Annotated in this window: 19 protein-coding genes; 13 read left to right on the forward strand and 6 right to left on the reverse strand. The window is 43.1% G+C overall.

From position 1 onward, the window contains the following. Window positions 1–24 precede the first annotated feature (24 nt). Genes K370_RS08675 through K370_RS08685 form a run of 3 tightly spaced genes read left to right on the forward strand, consistent with a single transcriptional unit; the run spans window position 25 to window position 3014 of the window. Window positions 25–1503: a leucyl aminopeptidase gene (locus tag K370_RS08675; RefSeq protein ID WP_047540910.1), complete on the forward strand. Its 1479-nt coding sequence runs from the start codon at window positions 25–27 to the stop codon at window positions 1501–1503. A 15-nt stretch (window positions 1504–1518) separates the two neighbouring features. Further along, on the forward strand, window positions 1519–2019 hold the full coding sequence (locus K370_RS08680) for a DNA polymerase III subunit chi (protein WP_052185211.1): 501 nt from the start codon (window positions 1519–1521) through the stop codon (window positions 2017–2019). 8 nt (window positions 2020–2027) lie between these two features. Beyond that, on the forward strand, window positions 2028–3014 hold the full coding sequence (locus K370_RS08685; RefSeq protein ID WP_047540911.1) for a hypothetical protein: 987 nt from the start codon (window positions 2028–2030) through the stop codon (window positions 3012–3014). Window position 3015: 1 nt separating this feature from the next. On the opposite strand, the gene K370_RS08690 is transcribed toward K370_RS08685, so the two are convergent. Further along, entirely contained in the window at window positions 3016–3396 is a 381-nt protein-coding gene (locus K370_RS08690; protein ID WP_047540913.1) for a glycine cleavage system protein H, read from the reverse strand. Between the two features lie 237 nt (window positions 3397–3633). Here K370_RS08690 and pbpG point away from each other — a divergent pair, with 237 nt between their 5' ends. Beyond that, window positions 3634–4734: a D-alanyl-D-alanine endopeptidase gene (gene pbpG, locus K370_RS08695; RefSeq protein ID WP_047540915.1), complete on the forward strand. Its 1101-nt coding sequence runs from the start codon at window positions 3634–3636 to the stop codon at window positions 4732–4734. 152 nt (window positions 4735–4886) lie between these two features. Here pbpG and topA read toward each other — a convergent pair whose 3' ends face one another. The 3 genes from topA to K370_RS08710 all read right to left on the reverse strand — a co-directional run bounded on the left by topA (window position 4887) and on the right by K370_RS08710 (window position 9354). Beyond that, window positions 4887–7526: a type I DNA topoisomerase gene (gene topA / locus K370_RS08700; protein ID WP_047540917.1), complete on the reverse strand. Its 2640-nt coding sequence runs from the start codon at window positions 7524–7526 to the stop codon at window positions 4887–4889. A 127-nt stretch (window positions 7527–7653) separates the two neighbouring features. Then, window positions 7654–8586 carry a tRNA 2-thiocytidine(32) synthetase TtcA gene (gene ttcA, locus K370_RS08705; protein ID WP_047540919.1) on the reverse strand — a complete coding sequence of 311 codons (933 nt, stop codon included), beginning with the start codon at window positions 8584–8586 and terminating at the stop codon, window positions 7654–7656. 27 nt (window positions 8587–8613) lie between these two features. Next, the gene (locus K370_RS08710; protein ID WP_047540920.1) at window positions 8614–9354 is read right to left on the reverse strand and encodes a pteridine reductase; all 741 of its coding nucleotides are present in this window, start codon (window positions 9352–9354) and stop codon (window positions 8614–8616) included. Between the two features lie 65 nt (window positions 9355–9419). Here K370_RS08710 and K370_RS08715 point away from each other — a divergent pair, with 65 nt between their 5' ends. Further along, complete coding sequence (locus tag K370_RS08715) at window positions 9420–10631, forward strand: class I SAM-dependent methyltransferase (RefSeq protein WP_047540922.1); 1212 nt, start codon at window positions 9420–9422, stop codon at window positions 10629–10631. A 36-nt stretch (window positions 10632–10667) separates the two neighbouring features. After that, window positions 10668–11396, forward strand: coding sequence for a tRNA (guanosine(46)-N7)-methyltransferase TrmB (trmB, locus tag K370_RS08720; RefSeq protein ID WP_088177662.1), 729 nt, complete (start codon window positions 10668–10670; stop codon window positions 11394–11396). On the opposite strand, the gene yihA is transcribed toward trmB, so the two are convergent. After that, the gene (gene yihA, locus K370_RS08725) at window positions 11376–12023 is read right to left on the reverse strand and encodes a ribosome biogenesis GTP-binding protein YihA/YsxC (RefSeq protein WP_047540926.1); all 648 of its coding nucleotides are present in this window, start codon (window positions 12021–12023) and stop codon (window positions 11376–11378) included. The two genes, trmB and yihA, sit on opposite strands and share 21 nt — an antisense overlap. A gap of 100 nt (window positions 12024–12123) precedes the next feature. On the opposite strand from yihA, the gene K370_RS08730 reads away from it, so the two are divergent. The 3 genes from K370_RS08730 to ccsB all read left to right on the forward strand — a co-directional run bounded on the left by K370_RS08730 (window position 12124) and on the right by ccsB (window position 16105). Then, window positions 12124–12801 carry a c-type cytochrome gene (locus tag K370_RS08730; protein ID WP_047540927.1) on the forward strand — a complete coding sequence of 226 codons (678 nt, stop codon included), beginning with the start codon at window positions 12124–12126 and terminating at the stop codon, window positions 12799–12801. Between the two features lie 209 nt (window positions 12802–13010). Then, window positions 13011–14927 carry a cytochrome c biogenesis protein ResB gene (locus K370_RS08735; protein ID WP_047540928.1) on the forward strand — a complete coding sequence of 639 codons (1917 nt, stop codon included), beginning with the start codon at window positions 13011–13013 and terminating at the stop codon, window positions 14925–14927. A gap of 32 nt (window positions 14928–14959) precedes the next feature. Continuing rightward, window positions 14960–16105: a c-type cytochrome biogenesis protein CcsB gene (ccsB, locus tag K370_RS08740; RefSeq protein WP_047540930.1), complete on the forward strand. Its 1146-nt coding sequence runs from the start codon at window positions 14960–14962 to the stop codon at window positions 16103–16105. Window positions 16106–16214: 109 nt separating this feature from the next. Here the strand turns inward: ccsB and K370_RS08745 are convergent, their stop codons facing one another. After that, window positions 16215–17924 carry an ATP-binding protein gene (locus K370_RS08745; protein WP_047540932.1) on the reverse strand — a complete coding sequence of 570 codons (1710 nt, stop codon included), beginning with the start codon at window positions 17922–17924 and terminating at the stop codon, window positions 16215–16217. A 246-nt stretch (window positions 17925–18170) separates the two neighbouring features. On the opposite strand from K370_RS08745, the gene K370_RS08750 reads away from it, so the two are divergent. The 4 genes from K370_RS08750 to mlaD all read left to right on the forward strand — a co-directional run bounded on the left by K370_RS08750 (window position 18171) and on the right by mlaD (window position 21165). Beyond that, on the forward strand, window positions 18171–18830 hold the full coding sequence (locus K370_RS08750) for a prepilin-type N-terminal cleavage/methylation domain-containing protein (protein ID WP_047540934.1): 660 nt from the start codon (window positions 18171–18173) through the stop codon (window positions 18828–18830). 120 nt (window positions 18831–18950) lie between these two features. Then, window positions 18951–19757, forward strand: a complete 807-nt coding sequence (locus K370_RS08755) for an ABC transporter ATP-binding protein (protein ID WP_047540936.1) — start codon at window positions 18951–18953, stop codon at window positions 19755–19757. Between the two features lie 16 nt (window positions 19758–19773). Continuing rightward, complete coding sequence (gene mlaE, locus K370_RS08760; protein ID WP_047540938.1) at window positions 19774–20580, forward strand: lipid asymmetry maintenance ABC transporter permease subunit MlaE; 807 nt, start codon at window positions 19774–19776, stop codon at window positions 20578–20580. 18 nt (window positions 20581–20598) lie between these two features. Beyond that, window positions 20599–21165, forward strand: coding sequence for an outer membrane lipid asymmetry maintenance protein MlaD (gene mlaD, locus K370_RS08765; protein ID WP_047540939.1), 567 nt, complete (start codon window positions 20599–20601; stop codon window positions 21163–21165).

Raw genomic sequence — 21165 nt, forward strand, 5'->3', positions numbered from 1 at the left:
GCATCAAACTTTAAAGGACTAGCAATGGAATTTAGCATAAAAAATGGAAATCCTGAAAAACAACAGTCAGATTGCGTCATTGTAGGCGTGTTTGAGGGTAATAAATTAACCGATGCGGCCAAAGAGTTGGATAAAGCGTCTAATAAGGCGATTAGTGCCGTATTGAAAAATGGCGATTTTGAAGGTAAGTCGAATACGATTTTAGTGCTACATCAATTAGCAGATGTAGCTGCTGCGCGTGTGATGTTGGTGGGATTGGGCAAGCAAGATGAATTTACCGAAAAGCAATATCGCCAAGCAGTGCGTGCAGCGGTTAAAGGCATGCCAAAAGGCGTGGCAAATGCCAGCTTTTTCTTAGCTGAAATTGCCATTAAGAAATCTGATACGCATGCCAAAGTCGCGCAATTGGTTGAAGTTGCATTAGATGCTACTTATGTTGTGAATGCGATTAAAGCGAAAAAGGCAGATGCCAGTGCATTCAGCAAGATAGCGATTTTTGTAGCAAAATCTGAAACCGATGCTGCCGAAGCGGCTATTAAACAAGGTAGCTCAATTGGTGCCGGCGTTACATTGGCTAAGAATTTAGGTAACTTGCCACCCAATATCTGCACGCCAACTTATTTGGGTGAGCAGGCAAAAAGCTTGGCCAAACAATACGGTTTTAAAGTGGAAGTATTAGAAAAAGCGGAAATTGAAAAACTGGGTATGGGTTCGTTTTTAGGCGTTGCACAAGGCAGCGTGGAGCCACCTCGCTTGATTGTGCTACAGCATTTAAATGGTAAAAAAGGTCAAAAGCCAGTGGTATTGGTTGGTAAAGGGATTACTTTTGATACCGGTGGTATTTCGATAAAACCTGGCGCTGATATGGATGAAATGAAATATGACATGTGTGGTGCGGCTAGTGTGTTCGGTACATTTAAAGCCATTGGTGAGTTGAATCTGCCGCTTAATGTTGTGGGCATTATCCCTACTTGTGAAAATATGCCTGATGCCGGTGCGATTAAACCAGGTGATATTTTAACCAGCATGGCAGGGTTAACCATTGAGGTGCTGAACACCGATGCGGAGGGCCGCTTGATTTTATGCGATGCGCTGACTTATGCAGAACGTTTTGAACCAAGCGCAGTGGTGGATATTGCAACTCTGACAGGTGCGTGTGTGATTGCACTTGGTCACCATCCAAGCGGATTGTTCAGTAACAAAGATGCGTTGGCCAAAGAGCTATTGGAAGCTGGCGATGCCGCGCATGATCGTGCTTGGCATATGCCACTGTGGGATGAGTTCCAAACTCAACTAGACAGTAATTTTGCTGATATGGCAAATATTGGCGGCCGTGCTGGCGGCAGCATTACTGCTGCTTGTTTCTTATCGCGCTTCACCAAAAAATATGATTGGGCGCATTTGGATATCGCTGGTACTGCATGGAAAAGTGGTAAAGAAAAAGGCGGTACTGGTCGCCCGGTGCCACTATTAACGACGTTTTTAATTCAACGTGCAGCTTAAAATTAAAGGCTTAGCATGACGCGAATTGAATTTTATTCTAACGTGACTGATAAGCAGCATTTACTGATCAGTCTTGTGGAACGCGCGCTACTTAAGCATCGGCAGGTGACCGTGTTAACTGAGGATGTTAAAAGTGCGACGGATGTTTCTGTGGAGTTGTGGCAGCGTCAGCCAGATAGTTTCTTGCCGCATGTGATGGCTGAGCACGCCCATGCGGCAAGCACACCTATTATTATCGCCTGTAAAAAGAATGCAGCAGGGCGGGTGGATGAGGTGATTCAGGACGAATTACTGATTAACTTAACCGTGCAGGAGCCGCAATTTTTTAGCCGATTTACCCATTTGATTGAGATTGTGGGCAATGACGAAGCTGATAAATTGAGCGCCCGCCAACGCTACAAATTTTACCGTGATAGAGGTTATGAGATTCAACATATTGACCATGCTAAAATGCAAGCATCCAAGTTGGATGCGGATAGTTCGTTATCCAATAATCAAGCATCAGAGGCAGAGTAAGGACTATTTTGGCAGACCACTCCACAACAGATAGCAAAATCCCTGTGCTGACAGAGGTGTATCAGCCCAAAGTTAAAGCTGAGCGTAGTGCGGAAGAGTTGCAGGCTCAAGCAAGTAAGCAAAATGACCCAACTTTAGGCATAACACCAGAATTTATTGCGCGCGTCACAAACCATGTCAGGCCACGGCTGGAAGCGGACATTACGCAAGCGGTGATGGATAGTGTGCACGATGCGCTTAAAAAAGATTTAATCAAAGAGTTGCAAGCTGAAATCAGTAAAACGCAGACAGCCATTGAATCCAATACTGCTGATTTTATTGATAGAACCAAAGCAGACCTTAAAACGGAGCTGCCGCGCATGTATCAAGCTAGCGCGGAGTTAGTTCATGCAAGCCTGACAGATAAAATTGCTGGAATGCAAACAGCAGCCATCACACAAGTAGATAGAATGTTGACAGATGTGATGCAGACATCCACGCAAGCGGCTACAACTGAAATTAATACCTATGTTGAAACGCTTAAAACGGATGCAACTGCATGTATTCAGCTTGATTTAAATCAAGCCTTGCAAGCGTTTCAAAGTGAGTCGCTACAACAGCATCAGGCGCAATTAAATAGCGAGCTAAGTAATGCGTATGAGACGATTATGCAAGCAGCTCAACAAGATTTGCAACAGCAGGTGCAAACGCTGCAATCTGGCGCGCTTGCACAAATCCGTAGCGAATTAGATGAGGCCATGCCGGCTATTTACACTGCAGCGGCAGATGAGGTTAAAGCTAAATTTATAGAAGAAATGACAGCGCAAAGCTTGCAGGTGCGGGAAGGCTTTTTATCTGCAGTGAATGGTGATTTACCGGCAGTGCAAGAGGTGTTGCATGCCAATATCCAGCATATATTGGCAAGTGCATTACCCGCCCTAGAAAGCGATTTGCGCCGACAATTAACAGACGAGTTACAAGAACTGCTGTTTAAAGTAAAGTTTGTGTTGCCATAATTTAGGTTTTGATTAAATCGGCGTAGGCATCGGCCGTTAAAAAATGCTTGGTATCATTTGTGTCAGTCGGCTTAAATTTGAATATCCACGCGGCGTAAGGTTTGTCATTAATACCTTCGGGCGCATTCAATAAATCATTATTAATTTCAGTCACTATGCCATTCATTGGCGCATGCAAATCTGAACCTGTTTTGACTGATTCCACTACTCCGCAAGGCGCGCCGTTTACGAGTATGTCATCTACGTTGGGTGGTTGAATAAACACAATATCGCCCAATAAATCTTGCGCATAATCCGTGATGCCTGCCGACCACTCGCCAGTAGTGGTTTGGCTTACCCATAAATGTTCGGCAGTGTAATATAAAGTATTTGGAATTTTCATGGTGTTATTCAGTCATTGTTATATTCAAGTATTCTAAGATATTCCGTTAAGTCTTATATTCTCGCACAAAGCTAATATTTGTCACCACTTAAAGTCGTGCATTTAAGATGCCTGTGTCAAAAAAGACACAATATCAAATATGTTAATATTATTTTTATAAATATGCGCTAAGCTAATGACAAATAAACATTTTTTATATATTATCTATTCAAATGTTGTTGAGTTAAGGTTGTTAAAATGAATAAACTTTTTAAGAGAATCGTGCTGTTATATGTAGCATTTTCCTTGGTGGCAATGCCGATACAGTCGATGGCGGAGCCAAAGAAAACCAATAAACGCGTTTCTACAAGTCAGAAAAATACAGCCAGTAAAGCGCGTGTAAAAAGCAGCAAAGTGGTGAAAAAAGTGAATCTTAAAACACGTACTACAACACATAAAGTACGTACTTATACTCAGGCAGAATATTTAGCAGCAGATCGTTACGATGGTAGTGGGATTCTACAACTGGCATCTGCTAAAGCGTTGATTATCAATCAAAACACGGGCGAAGTTATTTACGCAAAAAATACCAATATACCTACACCGATCGCTTCTATTACTAAATTAATGACAGCAATGGTGATGTTGGATGCCCAGCTATCGTTGGATGATATGCTAACTGTTTCAGATGAAGATGTTGATTATTTGAAAGGATCCAGTTCAAGATTAAGCGTTGGCGCAACATTAAGTCGTGGTGATATGTTGCAATTGGCACTCATGGCATCAGAAAATCGTGCGGCCTCGGCAATCTCGAGATATTATCCTGGCGGTAAATACGCGTTCTTTAAAGCGATGAACGCGAAAGCATTACAGCTTGGTATGGTTAATACCGAATTTATGGATGCTACTGGGTTAAATAGCCGGAATATATCAACTGCCGAAGACTTGACGAAAATGGTCGCGGCGGCTTATCAATACCCAGAAATTAGAATGGCAAGTACCAGTCCATCACACGAGGTTTACGTTCAAAATCGTGCTCACTCAGTGAACTTTAACAATACGAATGGCCTTGTGCGTGGCGGTGAGTGGCAAATCGGACTGTCTAAAACAGGTTATATTTCCGAGGCAGGCCGTTGTTTGGTGATGCAAGCGCAACTTGGCGGCGAGCCAATGATTATTGTGCTGTTGGATTCAAATGGTAAGTTAACGCGTATCGGCGATGCAAATCGTGTGCGTAAATGGGTGGAATATAATAGCGAACCTAAGTTGACGACAACAGGACAAGTAGATTTACAGCATGAAACATTTAAGGCTAAGCCTGCACGTGGTCATGAAGTGACATCGGGCAGAATTTCTTAAAGATAATTCGTTTTAAATTTTAAGTATAAAAAATGGCTCTGAAGTAACATTCAGAGCCATTTTTCTTTTATTGCATTACCGTATTATCAGTTGCGAATTACAATTTCTCACCTGCTAAGTCATTTTGATTGCTGGTTAAATTAAAGTAGACGCTATTCCGTTGCTACTTTTTTTGCTGTGGTTTTTTTAGCAGTCGCTTTTTTAGCGGGTGCTTTTTTGGTTGCTGGCTTTTTAGTTGCCGCTTTTTTTACCGTTGTTGTACCGGTAGCGCTGGCTTTTTTCACCGCCGTTTTTTTAGCTGCTGGTTTTTTTGTAGCCGGTTTTTTCTTGCTAGTTTTACCTGTAGCCTCTTCTTTTGCTGCCTTTTCAGCCAGTAATCCAAGCGCTTCCTCTAGTGTTAACGTTTCGGGTTCTATGCTTTTTGGTAAGGTTGCGCGTAGTTTTCCATGTTGCACATAAGGTCCATAACGACCAGAAAATACTTCAATTCGACCTTCGCCAGAAGGGTGCGCCCCAAGTTCTAATAGTGGTGCTGGGCCAGTATTGGCGGCCGCTAACAATGTAATAGCGCCTGCTAAATCAATACTAAAAACGCTATCACTTTTTGGAATCGATTTGAATTTACCGTCATGATTCACATAAGGCCCAAAGCGCCCAATATTAGCCACGATTTTTTTATTGGTTTCTGGATGTAAGCCTAAATCACGTGGCAACGACAGTAGCATATTGGCAATGTCGATATTCACATTGCTAACCGGTATTTCTTTAGGAATGCTAACACGTTTGGGCTTTTTCTTCTCGCCTTCAACGGCTACGCCAACTTGCAGATACGGTCCATAAGGCCCATTCATTAAGTAAATTTCTTTGCCAGAATCCGCATCTGTGCCAATCGTCACTGGATCGGCACCAGCTTGCGCCGTGCCATTCATGCTACGTTTGTAATCACATTTCGGCTCGTCGTTATAGCCTGTACAGCCAATAAAGCTACCATAACGACTCAATTGTTTTTGTAGCGGTTTGCCACATTTTGGACAAGCTTCGTCGATTAATTCGTTGCCTGGCCTGTCAACATCGGCCTTGCTGATAATCTGTTGGTTAAATCCTTGCCAGAACTCATCCATTAGCGGAATCCACTCACGCGAGCCATCAGCTACGCTATCCAGCGCATTTTCAAGGTTAGCGGTAAAGTCGTAATCCACATATTTTGTGAAATGTTCGGTTAAGAATTTGTTCACTACGCGGCCTACATCGGTTGGCGTAAAGCGTTTTTTGTCCAGAATGACGTATTCGCGGTCTTGCAGGGTGCTGATGATGCTGGCGTAAGTAGAGGGGCGACCAATACCGTACTCTTCTAAAATTTTCACTAAACTAGCTTCACCATAGCGCGGTGGTGGCTCGGTGAAGTGTTGGTCGCCGTAGATTTTCTCTACGTTTAGAATCTCACCAGTTTCTAGATGTGGTAATTTGCTTTCGCCTTCTTCCTCTTCATCATCGCGACCTTCCATATACACCGCGATAAAGCCCGGGAACACTAATGTTTGACCTGTTGCACGGAATAAATTGGCCTCACTGCCCACACTTAAATCTACACTTACCGCATCAAATTTGGCAGGCGACATCTGGCAGGCCAGCGTACGCTTCCAAATCATTTCATATAGCTTGAATTGCTCGTCATTCAGATATTTACGCATCGCAGTTGGGCTGCGCGCGATATCTGTCGGACGAATCGCCTCATGCGCTTCTTGCGCATTCTTGGCTTTGGTTTTGTACATGATGGGTGATTTTGGCAGATACTCTGCGTCAAAATTCTTTTTCACATAATCACGAATACTCATCACCGCTTCAGTAGCAAGACTGAACGAATCGGTACGCATATAGGTAATCAAACCAACTGTACCGCTACCTACATCAACGCCTTCATACAGTTGCTGTGCCACGCGCATAGCACGACTTGTGGTAAAACCCAATTTACGCACCGCTTCCTGTTGCAGGGTAGATGTGGTGAATGGTGCGGCAGGGCTGCGGCTGCGCTGTTTTTTCTCAACGCGTGAAACGGTGGTTTTACCTGCACTGGCCAGTAATAATTTGCCGACAATATCGGCCTGCTGGTCGTGGTTAATGACGGTAAATTGTTCTACTTTTTCGCCATCTAATTGGATTAATTTGGCATTAAAACTGTGCGCATGCTTCAGCGCATCCAGGTGAATAGACCAATACTCTTGAGATTTGAACGCTTCAATTTCTAATTCACGTTCTACAATCAAACGCAATGCAGGGCTTTGCACGCGGCCAGCGGATAAACCTCTGCGGATTTTTTTCCATAATAGCGGCGATAAATTGAAGCCGACTAAATAATCCAGCGCACGACGTGCTTGCTGCGCGTTGACCAAGTTCATCGCAATATCGCGCGGGTTATCAATAGCGTGTTTTACCGCGGTTTGTGTAATTTCGTTAAATTCAACGCGTTTTAATAGCTTGTTTTTAAGGAGTTTTTTCTCGGCCAGGATTTCGGCAATATGCCAAGAAATCGCTTCACCTTCGCGATCCGGATCGGTTGCCAGATAAATACTGTCAGCATTTTTAACCGCGCGCGTAATTGCATCCATGTGCTTTGCATTGCGTTCAATGATGTCGTATTTCATGGCGAAATGATTGTTAGGATCAACCGCGCCATTTTTAGGAATTAAATCGCGAATATGACCATAACTCGCTAGTACCTCAAAATCGTTACCAAGGTATTTTTTAAGCGTTTTTGCTTTAGAAGGTGATTCTACAATGAGTAGTTTTGACATTAATGCCTAAATAATGGCTAAAAGTGAATAATTGCGTAGATGATAGCAAGCTAATCGTCTTGTAGACAATAAGTCAATGCAAAAAACCTATTTATTTAATCATTTGCTAGGTTATTTGTTTGTTGGCTTACTTGTTTCGAGTAAATTCAATACGTGTGCCATTGTTGCTGGCTAAACTTAATGCGCCGCTTGAGTTTGTTGAAAGGTTCTCAGACTCTTTGGCTGCAATATCGCCAAAAAGTGGATCTTCATCGCTGGGTTTGGCTTGTGTTAAACCTTTAAAGTCATATAAGTTCACATCGGCAAGGTGTGAAGGCTCGACATTGCTGATTGCTCGGAAAATATTATTCACGCGGCCAGGTTGTTCACGCTCCCACGCTTGCAGCATATCTTTTACTTTTTGGCGCTGAAGATTTTCCTGACTACCACATAAATCGCACGGAATAATCGGGAACTCCATTTGGCGCGCGTAGCTAGCGATGTCTTTTTCTGAACAATAAGCCAAAGGTCGAATCACCACATTTTGCTTATCATTGGTCGCTAGTTTCGGTGGCATGGCCTTTAATTTGGCACCAAAAAACAGGTTAAGAAAAAGTGTTTCCACAATGTCATCACGGTGATGTCCCAGCGCGATTTTATTCGCACCCAACTCTTTGGCAGTCGTGTAAATAATGCCACGACGTAAGCGAGAACAAAGACTGCAAGTGGTTTTACCTTCAGGGATTTTCTCTTTCACTACCGAATAAGTATCCGCTTCCACAATGCGATAATCGACACCTAAACCTTTAAAGTATTCAGGCAGAATATGCACAGGAAAATTTGGCTGTTTTTGATCCAAATTCATGGCGATAAGTTTAAAGTCAATCGGTGCACGTTCCTGCAATGCAAGCAACATCATCAACATCGTGTAGCTATCTTTACCGCCACTCATGCACACTAGAACCGTGTCACCATCCTCAATCATGTTGTAATCACCAATGGCTTTGCCAGTGGACGAAATTAAGCTGTTACGTAGCTTAATGAAGTTGTTTGAATGGTTGTCGGGTAAATGTTTGATCATATTTTAAGAGTTAATACTTGTTTGAGACTATAAATTTAAAGATCGACCGCCATCCACTGCCAGTACATGGCCCGTGATGAAGGGTGCATCGGCTACCAGGAATTTAACCGCTTTTGCAATATCGGTCGCTTCGCCTACGCGTTTGAGTAAAGTCTGTGAAATCACGCGTTGGCGATAAACCTCATCAAATTGCGGGTTATTTTCTGGCCATTGTACTGGCCCAGGCGCAACTGCGTTAACGCGCACTTCTGGGCTTAATTCATGTGCCAGTGATTTAGTCAGCGTGACTAAACCTGCTTTGGCTACGCTGTAAACCACATAACCTTTTTTAGGGCGCTCAATGTGCATGTCAGTAATGTTCACAATGCAGCCATGGCTTTTGCGCAATTCGACTGCGGCAGCCTGTGCTAAAAACATGGGCGCTTTTAAATTGCTGCCCATTAAATCTTGCCAGTTTTCTTCGGTAATCGCGCCGATTTCCGTAGCGTAATAGCTGGATGCGTTATTAATCAATATATCCAATTTGCCAAAATGATTCACTGTTTCTTGTATCAAGCTGGGCAACACTGCGAGATTAAGCAAGTCACCTTGGATAATTGCCACAGAATTCGCGCGTTGCAAATTCAGCTCTGCCTGCAAGGCGCGCGCTTCAATGGTAGATGACCTATAGTGAACCATCAACTGCGCGCCGCAGGCATGCAGTTCGCGACAGATCGCTGCTCCCACGCGTTTTGCGCCGCCAGTGATCAGCACGACTTTATTATTCAAGGTTTTATTGTGTACAGACTGACTCAATTTTTACTCACTTTAGTAATCGAATATTATAATGGCTTATGGCTTCATCATTAAATCTAAATCTACCTAATCCAAGCGCGTTATCCATATCAAGCCCAGAAGCGCAAAATCGCAGTCAGCAGTTAACTGCTTTAATCCGGCAGAAAATTAGCGACTCCGGCGGCTGGATAGATTTTTCCACATTTATGCACATGGTTTTATATGCGCCCGGCCTAGGTTATTACAGCGGTGGCGGCGTTAAGTTCGCGGATTCTATAAAAGGTGGCGGAGATTTTGTCACCGCACCGCAAATCTCGCCGCTTTTTGCACGTACATTGGCAAGGCAAGCGGCGCAAGTAATATTGCAAACGCAAGGCAATATCTTGGAGTTAGGCGCGGGTACGGGCAAGTTGGCTGCCGACTTGTTGCTTGAATTGCAGCGATTGAATCAGTTGCCAGAACAATATTATATTTTGGAAGTAAGTGATTACTTGCGCCAGATTCAGCTTGAAACAATGCGGAAATTTTTATCTGCGGATTTAATCAAGCGTGTGGTTTGGCTAGATACATTACCAACGGATTTTGTCGGTTTGATATTTGGTAATGAGATATTGGATGCGATCCCTGTGCATCTTATCTATCAATCACAGCAAGGTTGGTTTGAACGCGGCATTGTTTTTGAAGATACACCGGAGCAGCAAGGATTTAATTGGCAAGATAAGCCATTGGCTGATTTGAATTTAATTAAGGATGTAAGCGCACACTCACTACCGGGTGATTATCTGACGGAAGTTTGTCCTGCGGCCAATGGGCTGATTGCAAGCTTGGCACAATCATTGAAACAAGGTGTCATTCTGATGCTGGATTATGGATTTGGTGCGCCAGAGTATTATCATCCGCAGCGCAGTGCTGGCACATTGATGTGCCATTATCAGCATCAAGCGCATAGTAATCCGTTGGTGAACGCGGGTTTGCAGGATGTGACTGCGCATGTAAATTTTACGGCCATTGCAGAAACGGGGCTAGCAAACGGGTTAAGTTTGGCGGGTTATTGTAATCAGGCCAGTTTTTTAATGAATTGCGGCATTTTGGAAATCTTGAGCGAAACATCGCCAAATGATATCGCTGCCTATATGCCACTGGCAGCCGCAGCGCAAAAATTGCTTTCGCCTGCTGAAATGGGTGAGTTATTTAAAGTGATTGCATTAAGCATAGGTATTCCAAATGATTTAATCGGCTTTAAAAGTGGCGATAAAGCGCATATGCTTTAAGCATAAATTGAGTCTAAATTCAGTATAATGCGCGGCATGATTGAAAATCCAATACCACCAAATGAAACCCCAGACAGCGATTTAAAGAATCGCCGTATTCGCAGCTTTGTGCTGCGCCAAGGCAGATTAACCAAAGGCCAAGAGCGCGCTTTACAAGAAGTATGGCCGCAGTTTGGTGTTGAATATGCTGAAAAGTTACTGGATTTAAACGCGGTATTTAATCGAGTTGAGTCGAAAAAAATCCTGGAAATAGGCTTTGGCATGGGTGAGAGTACCGCCAAAATAGCCCAAACCCTGCCTGAATGTGATTTTTTGGCAGCAGAAGTACATACGCCAGGCGTGGGTAGTTTGCTTAAGCTGATTCAAGAAGGAAGTATCAGCAATATCCGCGTGATTCAGCATGATGTGGTTGAAGTGCTGCAACATATGATTGCAGATGCCAGTTTAGATGGTGTACATATTTTCTTTCCAGACCCGTGGCATAAAAAACGCCATCATAAACGTCGTTTGATTCAGGCGGAATTCATCAAGCAGTTATGTGCAAAATTGAAAGTGGGTGCTTACATTCACGTCGCAACGGATTGGCAAGAGTACGCAGAGTGGGTTTTGGACGTGTTGAAAGCCGAATCGCAACTACAAAATACAGCGGCTGACTTAACGCAAGGTTATGCTGAAAAACCCAGTTACAGGCCACTCACCAAGTTTGAAAATCGCGGCATCAAACTAGGTCATGGCGTATGGGATTTAGTTTTCGTCAGAATTTAATTTATCAGCGTTTTGGGGTTCACTAAATAACCAAGCGCCAATGACTTTTTCGGCTTCTTCCACACCTAATTTTTTAGAGCTGGAAAATAACTGCACAGTACAATTACTGCCGTAAGTCTTATCCCAGGTTTCTAGCAATTCTTTACGCACTTTAGCCAGCGTTAATCCAGCCTCACCACGCGATAATTTATCGGACTTTGTCAGTAAGACATGTACAGGTTTACCGCTGGGGCAAAACCAATCCAGCATTTGGCGATCCAGCGGTGTGAGTGGATGGCGGCTATCCATTACCAAAACTAAACCACCTAGGCTGGTGCGCTCTGATAGATAACGCGCCAATACACTTTGCCAATGCGCACGCATGCTTTCGGGTACTTTGGCATAACCGTAACCGGGTAAATCGACTAAATGTCTATCATTGCCTAATGTGAAAAAGTTAATGAGTTGAGTTCGACCCGGCTGTTTACTGACGAATGCCAAACGATTGTGATTGGCGAGCGTATTCAGTGCGCTGGATTTGCCAGCGTTTGAGCGACCTGCAAAAGCGACTTCAATGCCTGAGGCTGGCGGTAAATCACGTAGATGGTGAGCAGAGATGAAAAAAGTGGCGTTTTGAAATAGCGGCATTAGATGTTTTGTCAGTGAAACTTAAGGCATAAATGCTATCACGAACAGCTGATTTTTGATAAAATATTAAGATAATTAAATAGTTAGGAAAGTTTTAAAAATGTTTAAAAGTGCGTTAAGCGATAGTGTTAAATATGCCAATGTCATGGCTTTTGTAGTGGCTAGTTTGTTCGTATCACAGAGCTTTGCCGAAACAGCCCCAACAAGCTCACCTGAAGCAAAACCAGCGGTGCCTGTCGTAGCAAGTAAACAAACAGCAGAACAAATCGTACAAGGTGTGTGCGCCGCCTGTCACGCGCCAGATGGTAATAGCGTCATTAGTTTAAACCCTAAATTGGCAGGCCAGCATCCTGAATATTTGCTTAAACAATTAACTGAATTTAAAGATGGTAAACGCTCTAACGCAGTGATGACAGGCATGGCCGCTAACTTAACGCCTGAAGATATGAAAAACTTAGCGACTTATTTTGCCGGACAAAAACAAGCGTTGGGAAAAGCTAAAACCAATGGTGCAGGCTCTTTGGGTGAAAAAATTTATCGTGGCGGTATCGCTAAAACCAATGTGCCGGCATGTGCTTCATGCCATGGCGCAAATGGTGCAGGCCTGCCTAAGCAGTTCCCCGGTCTGGCTGGCCAGCATGCAGATTACACCTATCAGCAGTTAAAAACTTTCCGTACAGGTGAGCGCGCTAACGCACCAATGATGGCGGTCATCGCAGCTAAAATGACTGAGGCGGAAATGCATGCGGTAGCCGATTATATGCAAGGCTTGCGTTAATCCGGTCGTATCTACTTAAAGGCGGGTATTTTTTAGTCGCCTTTAAGTGGAAATTTCACTACATTTCGCCAATCATTTCATGTTTAAATCGCTGTTTAAATTTTCATGTCCTCCAATTTGTAGTAGCCAGCGTTAAAGTCAAACCTTGAGACATTCACACATTGAAACCTACCACTATTAGTCAACGTTTTTACGAGCTGTTAAGCTCTATGCGCTTTGCAGTGAGCATGCTCACTGTATTGGGTATCGCTTCCATTATCGGCACCGTATTAAAACAAAACGAGCCGTACGAAAATTACATTGTCAAATTTGGCCAATTCTGGTTTGAGGCGTTTGAGAAACTGGGGTTGTTCGATGTTTATCATGCGATGTGGTTTTTGGTCATTCTATTGTTTTTGGTGATTTCGACCAGCCTGTGTATTTATCGCAATAGCCCGTTGATGGTGCGCGAATGGAAAACCTTTAAAGAGCATGCGGCAGAAAAGTCACTGCGCGCATTTAGCCATAAAGCCAGCTTTGCCTATTCAAGCAGCCAGCCAGCAAGTGTTGCTGATACGCAAAGTAAACTTGCGCAATATTTAGCTACGCAAGGCTTCAAATTTAAATTTAAAACGCAACAAAATGGTGATGAGTTAATCGCCGCCAAAGCTGGTACGCATCAGCGTTTGGGTTATATTTTTACTCATGTGGCGATGGTGGTTATCTTTTTTGGCGGACTGTTGGACGGTAACTTACCATTTCAGATACAGGAAATGTTGGGTAATAAGAAGATTGAAGTATTGGACATTCCAGAAAGCCAAGTGCCGGCGATTAGTCGCCTAAGTGATAGCAACGGTTCGTTTCGCGCGAACATGACACTGCCTGAAGGAATGAGTGACGACGTTGCGTTTGTGCGAGTTCGTGATGGTTATTTGGTGCAAGAACTGCCTTTTAGGATTACGCTAAAAGACTTCCGCATTGAGCATTACGCCACAGGCCAGCCCAAATCGTTTGAAAGTGATATTGAGATTACGGACAATGATTTAAAAGAGCCGCTGAAAAGTACCATTAGTGTGAATCATCCATTGGTATATAAAGGCATCGCTATTTACCAGTCGGACTTTCAAGATGGTGGTTCAACTGTTAATTTTAAAATGTGGGATTTAAGCAAGCCGAATGCAGAAACGACACCGTTGGATGGTGAGATTTTCAGAAAAACCTTAATTGGCGAAGGTGATAACCAATTAATCGTTGAGTTTAACGAATTTCGCAAATTTAATATTCTAAATCTAACGCCAGATGGCAAAGGCAAGCCACGCAATGTCGGCCCTAACATCACTTATAAGTTGCGCAATACATCTGGTCAGGCACGCGAGTATGTGACTTATATGCAACCGATGCAGTTGGATGGCAGGTCTTATTTTATTTCTGGCATGCGTGAAACCGTGCAGGAAGATTTTAAATATTTGCGTATACCTGTGGATGATGATTTTGAAATGGGTGGATTTATGCGCTTCCGCGCGGCTATGTTGGATAGCAGTACATATCCAGTTATCGCCAAAAAATTAGTCGCCAACATGCAAACAAAAGACCCGCAGCTACAAGCCCAGTTTGAAGGTAGTGTGGTTCAGTTATTAAAAACCTTTGCGGATGGCGGTTATACCAATCTTGCTAAAATAATTGAAACGGCAGTGCCTGAGCCGCAGCGTGAAAAAGCCGCACAAACATATATAAAAATGCTTAATTCAGCCGCGTTCGAGGCTTATAATTTAAGCCAACTGAAAGCAAATAAAAAGCCATTGGTGTTTGATGATAAAGTGCGTGTGATGCTGCAAGATAGCTTAAACGCTTTCAGTGACGCGTTTTTTTATGGTACGCCATATTATTTGCAATTGGTTGATTTTAAACACGTAGAAGCCAGCGGCTTTCAGTTAACCAAGTCCCCAGGGCAAAAATGGGTCTATTTGGGTTCTGTATTATTAGTGCTGGGTATTTTTGCGATGTTCTATATTCGTGAACGTCGGATATGGTTGTTAGTCAAAGCGGATGAGGTGGTATTTGCGATGTCATCGAATCGCAAAAATCTAGATTTTGAACAAGAGTTTGAACGGACAAGAAAACAATTAGGTCAGCTACTTTCTAATTAAAGTAAGCGTGTAACCAAATCAAGGAAGCAATCATGAACACAGATGCATTAAGTTTTACGCCTAAAACATTGTGGCAAACTCTGAAGGTGCAAGATTGGTTATACGCCATTCTGTTGCTGGGCGGCGCCATATTCGCTTTCAACAAATATTCGCACCATATGGATATTTATGAAGAGAGTTTTTTATTTGGTGCGGCGCTTGTATTTAGTTATTTAGGTTGGCGCTGGAAGAACTTAGCCAAATTGGTGATTGGCGTTGGCGTCATTAGCTTAGTTTCCATTAGTTTGTATGACGGGCAACAAGCGCGGGCTACACAGGCATTCTTCTTAAAATTCCTCATTTCCAGTCAATCAGCCATCATGTGGATGAATGTGCTGTTTATTTTAGCCATGTTTACTTATTGGTTTGCCCTGTTTAAGCGCAGTGATTTTGTTGGTAGAGTGGCGTCGGCATTGACTTGGGCGGCAGTATTGTTTGGTTTTGTCGGCTTGATGGTGCGCTGGTATGAGTCTTATTTAATCGCGCCGGATGTTGGACATATTCCAATTAGCAATTTGTATGAAGTGTTTATCTTATTTTGTTTAATTACATCGCTTTTGTATTTGCACTACGAAGATAAATTTAACACCAAACAGCTTGGCGGTTTTGTGTTGTTGATTATTAACGCAGCGGTAGTATTTATTCTATGGTACAGGTTTAGCCGTGGAGCTGACGAAATTCAGCCGCTAGTCCCCGCGTTGCAAAGCTACTGGATGAAGATTCATGTGCCTGCCAATTTTGTCGGCTATGGTGCTTTTTCATTGGCGGCGATGGTGGGAAGTGCTTATTTGCTGGCAAAAAAAGGCATACTTGTTAACCGTTTGCCAAGCTTAGAAGTGCTGGATGACGTGATGTATAAATCTATTTCCGTCGGCTTTGCATTTTTTACAATTGCGACTATTTTAGGTGCAATGTGGGCAGCAGAGGCATGGGGTGGATACTGGAGTTGGGATCCTAAAGAAACGTGGGCATTAATCGTGTGGTTGAATTACGCCGCCTGGTTGCATCTGCGCATGATAAAAGGCTTGCGTGGTCCAGTGTTGGCTTGGTGGGCATTAGTTGGTTTGCTGGTGACAACCTTTGCATTTTTAGGGGTAAATATGTTTTTAAGCGGTTTGCATTCTTACGGCGAACTTTAAACTAATCTTAAATACTCGCGAATGTGTCTGCAAAATTTACAGACACATTCGATTTTAACTAAATCCAAGTTAGATAAAGCCAGACTTAACCAACTAAAATTGGCGCGTTTTAATCGGTTAACTGCACTCTAAATCTCACTGCGCCATTCACGTTGCTATTTAAACTTAAATCGTACCCTGCCTGTTTGGCGTCTTGTGCGGCATGATATAAACCAACACCTAAACCGTTGTGTGAGGCGATGTGCTTTTTAAATAAATCATGTGCAATTGCCGCATCCATTGCTTTTCCCGTATCGGTCACATCAATACAAAAATGCTCGTTATCCTGATGCATTTCAACTGTAATAAGCGTATCAGGTTGATATTTCGCTTTTTCCAGGGCGTTATTCAGTAGGTTATCCAATACGCTATCCAGTACTTCTGCATTAATCTCTTGTTTAGGCAATTCGTTTGCCTTAAATTCGATATGGTCTTGTGTATGGCGTAATTGCAGGTTTTTCCACCAGGCAGACATTTTTTCTATACGTTTTTTCTCTTCATTTGGGGCTTTGAGTTTGTCCAAAGTTGCAGCGATACGCTGATTCAATACCGGCAATTGTTTGCGGATTAATTGAAGTAAAGCTACGTTATCTTTATCTTCAGTTTGCTCTGCTGCAGAAACTAACGTGCCAACCGATTGCAAAATATTTTTAATATCATGTGTCAAGCGTGAGCCTGTTTCATAAAATGCCTGCATATAAGCATTCTGGCGCAGGGTTTCCTCCCGTCTTTTGGCATCATAAAACTCACCCATAATCTGGGTTAATAATTTCACATGCACATATAGAGCAGGCGAAATTTGCCAATTGGTATGCAAGGTCATATGGAAATCTTTAAAACTAAAGTTGGTTTGATGTTTGGAAGATTCACCCAATTTACCCTGCGTTTCATCTGCCAGCCAGGAAACGCCAGAAACCCAAGGTAATGATGTCATCTCAACCATAGCGGCTTGCACAAAACCATTGGGGGTCGATTCAATTTCACCTAAAGATGCAATGCTTTTAACCCATTTTTCAAATGGCATGCCAATACTTAACAAGTAGCGCGACATCAACAGTTCAACGCCAGAAAAACGTGTGCTGGGCTGCCACAGTAAACTGAATGCCATTAATACAAACGCCAGACTAAATATCGTGATAAACATCACTTGTATATAGTTAACCGTGTTTAATGTACCAATTGCGTAACTACCTAATACCAAAATTAACGCAACCAGCATAAGTAATAATGTGTAGAAAAAGTCTAAAACTGGCAGCTGGCCTGATTGACTGGCCTGATTGCCAATGAACAAAATAGAAAGCGGTAATAAGGGAATGCAATAGCGGATGACAAAAGTAGCGGCTTCTAAATCGTTAAAGGCGTCGAGAAGCTTTGGCACAACCCATAACAACAACATAGACAGCAAATAGCTCGCCGCCAGGATATGGATGATGCGATTAGCTTTTGCTTCATCTGAAAAAATTCGCCCGCCTAACAAACCGAATAAAATGGCTAACCAAAGCGCAGTTAACCACCAACTTGTATAAAAAAATCCAATGATGCCAACGCCAATAAAAAGAACTAATGCAGGTAGAGAGAGCTTCTCGGTGCTACGCCAAATGGGTTGCCATAATAGAAATAAAGCATATGTAGCTAGAAAGAGTGTTTGTTTTAAATAACCTTTCTCAATACCTAAAATTAAAAAAGCATGTAGCGATAGCAGCATTAATGCTAAAACGCGGTGTGAATTTTTAATCAAAATAAGATTTATTTTGTGATAATTGAAAAACATTTTAAGCATAAATTATGTTCCATTTGTTAATGGTGATGTGTGCAAAATATGTCAATAATCTGTCGGTTTTGACGAAATCTCAACAAGCATATTTATTATGAAGGTTAGATTGATCACAAACATACCTAAATCAGCCAATAAACAATGACCTGATGCGCTTAAAGTGCATTGGCATGTTGTTTGCATCAAGTATTAAAAAGATGTGATAATGCCAACAAAAAATCACATCATAATATTGGTTAAAAGGATAACACAATGAGTAAACAAACAGGTTTTACCCTTATCGAGCTAGCGATTGTGTTAGTGATTATCGGCTTGCTGCTAGGTGGTGTGCTGAGAGGGCAAGAGCTGATCAATAGTGCGAGAGTTAAAAGCTTGACTCGAGACTTTCAAAATACTCAAGTATATTTGTACGGCTATCAAGATCGTTTCAGGGCCATTCCTGGTGATGATGGTAATGCAGCGGCGCGACTGCCAGGTCCTCCCCCCGCAACAAACCCACCAGCCGCCAATGCTAATAATGGTCAGATTGACGGTGCGTGGAACGATGGTTTTGCGATTGGTTCAGAAGCAATTCTATTTTGGCAACATGTGCGTTTGGCAGGTTTGGCTCCGGGGCCTACAGTTCTAGCAGCAGGGTTTGACCCGGTTAATGCTAATAATGGTCGAATTGGTATTCAAAGCCTAGCGGTGGCTCCTCCAATTGTCGGCATGACCGGTTCATTTGTAGTTTGCTCAGATCTGATTTTGGGGCGAGATGCATTACAGATTGATACCACTCTTGATGATGGCGAAACTTCAACAGGTAATATTCGCGCTAGGCCAACAGGGGCCGCAGCAGCTGGTACAACGTCGGCAAATATTTCATTGGCTGCAAATGCAAATGCACCTTATACAGTTTGTATGGCGCTTTAACATTTAGTTTTTTCAAAAAGCCCGCTTTTGCGGGTTTTTTGTTTTAAGTATCATCGATTTAAACTTTTGCTTGTTGCACATTTTGATTTAGAATGTGTACAAAATTAATTTCCACATCAAATGAATCCAAATATCGTCGAACTCGACAACCTTTCTTTTGGCTATAAAAACCGCATGTTGCATCAGGGCATCAATATGGTGTTCCCGCGTGGCAAGGTAATTGCCATTATGGGCGGCAGCGGCAGCGGCAAAACTACGTTATTGCGTTTGATTGGCGGGCAACTTAAGCCAAGCAAGGGCGAAGCACGCGTAGACGGGCAGGTGGTCCATAAACAGAGCCGCGATGGTATTTATCGGTTGCGTCGTAAAATGGGCATGCTGTTTCAACAGGGCGCGTTATTTACCGATTTATCTGTGTATGAAAACGTTGCTTTCCCCATGCGCGAACACACCGATTTGCCAGAGAGTATGATTCACGATCTGGTGTTGTTGAAGTTAAATGCTGTTGGTTTGCGTGGCGCGCATAAGTTGATGCCAACCGAATTGTCTGGCGGTATGGCGCGGCGCGTGGCCTTGGCGAGGGCAATTGCGCTAGACCCGGATATTATTATGTACGATGAGCCTTTTGCCGGTTTGGATCCCATTTCCATGGCGGTTATTTGCGAGTTAATTCGTACGTTGAATGATGCGCTTGGTGCGACTTCTATCATCGTATCGCATGATGTGAAAGAAACATTTACCATTGCTGATTATGTCTATTTTGTTGCCAATGGCGTGGTTGCGGCGGAAGGTACGCCTGATGATTTACGTAAATCGGATTTACCATTTGTGCATCAATTTGTGCATGCTGAAAAAGATGGGCCGGTACCGTTTCATTATGCAGCGGGTGATTACAAGCAAGATTTGTTGGGTTTTGAAGCAAAATAATTGAAGTCTATTTGAGATGATAAAGTCTAACTTATTTGTTGGTTTAATCCGTACGCTGCGTGGCATAGGGCACGATTTCAGTAAGCGAATCTGGCGTTTGGGCGCGGGTGCGCGTCTGTTTGGTTTAACCTTGGCTTATTCCGGTGAAAGCTTTCGCCGGTTTCACTTAACTATCCGTGAAGTCTATTTTACGGGCGTTTTATCCTTAATCATTATATTGGTATCAGCATTTTTTGTTGGCATGGTGTTGGCTTTGCAAGGCTATTACACCTTGCAAAAGTATGGTTCATCAGAGTCAATCGGTGTTTTAGTAGCGCTATCTCTACTGCGCGAGCTGGGCCCTGTTGTCACAGCCTTGCTATTTGCTGGCCGGGCAGGGACGGCTATTACAGCAGAAATCGGTTTGATGAAAGCTACCGAACAATTATCTGCAATGGAAATGATGGCGGTGAGTCCTATCTCCCGCGTGATTGCGCCGCGGTTTTGGGCTGGCGTGATTGCCATGCCGGTTTTAGCTACCTTGTTTTCAATGGTCGGTATTTTGGGTGGTTATTTAGTAGCTGTGCCATTAATCGGAGTGGATGCAGGCGCGTTCTGGTCGCAAATGCAGGCTAACGTAGATTGGCAATTTGACATTTTAAATGGCGTAATTAAGAGCCTGGTGTTTGGCGTGGCTTGCACCATGATTGCTTTGTTTGAAGGCTATGATGCACCACCAACAGCTGAAGGCGTTAGCCGTGCAACCACTAGGACAGTGGTGACATCGTCGTTAGCAATTTTAGGGCTGGATTTTGTATTAACCTCATTTATGATTAGCATGTAAGGCAATAGGAGCAAGGCGATGGAAAGAACAACAATTGATTTATGGGTGGGTATTTTTGTGGCATTAGGCCTGGCCGCTTTGCTTGGTTTAGCAATGAAGGTGGGTAATTTAACGACTGGCAGTATTGGGGAAACTTTTACTGTTACGGCTAATTTTGAGAATATCGGTGGCTTGAAGCCTCGCGCACCTGTGAAAAGTGCGGGCGTTGTGGTGGGGCGCGTGGCAGATATTAAGTTTGACCCGGCAACTTTTGAGGCAGTGGTTAGTCTGAACATCGATAAGCGCTATCATTTTCCAAAAGATACGTTTGCGAATATTTATACAGCGGGCTTGTTAGGCGAGCAGTATATTGGTTTGGAAGCGGGTGGCGATGAAGCCAGCTTGGTTAACGGTGATAAAATCACGCAAACGCAAGATGCTGTCGTATTAGAAAAAATGATTAGTCAGTTTTTATACAATAAAGCAGCAGAGCCCGCAGCAGAATCAACATCATCAAATGATTCAGGATCTGCATCAACCAAAAGCAATAACGATGCGTTAGGTGCAAACCCGCTTGATGCGATAACAGAACCTGTAAAGCCTTAA

The sequence above is a fragment of the Methylotenera versatilis 7 genome, assembly GCF_000799165.1.
GTDB lineage: Bacteria > Pseudomonadota > Gammaproteobacteria > Burkholderiales > Methylophilaceae > Methylotenera_A > Methylotenera_A versatilis_A.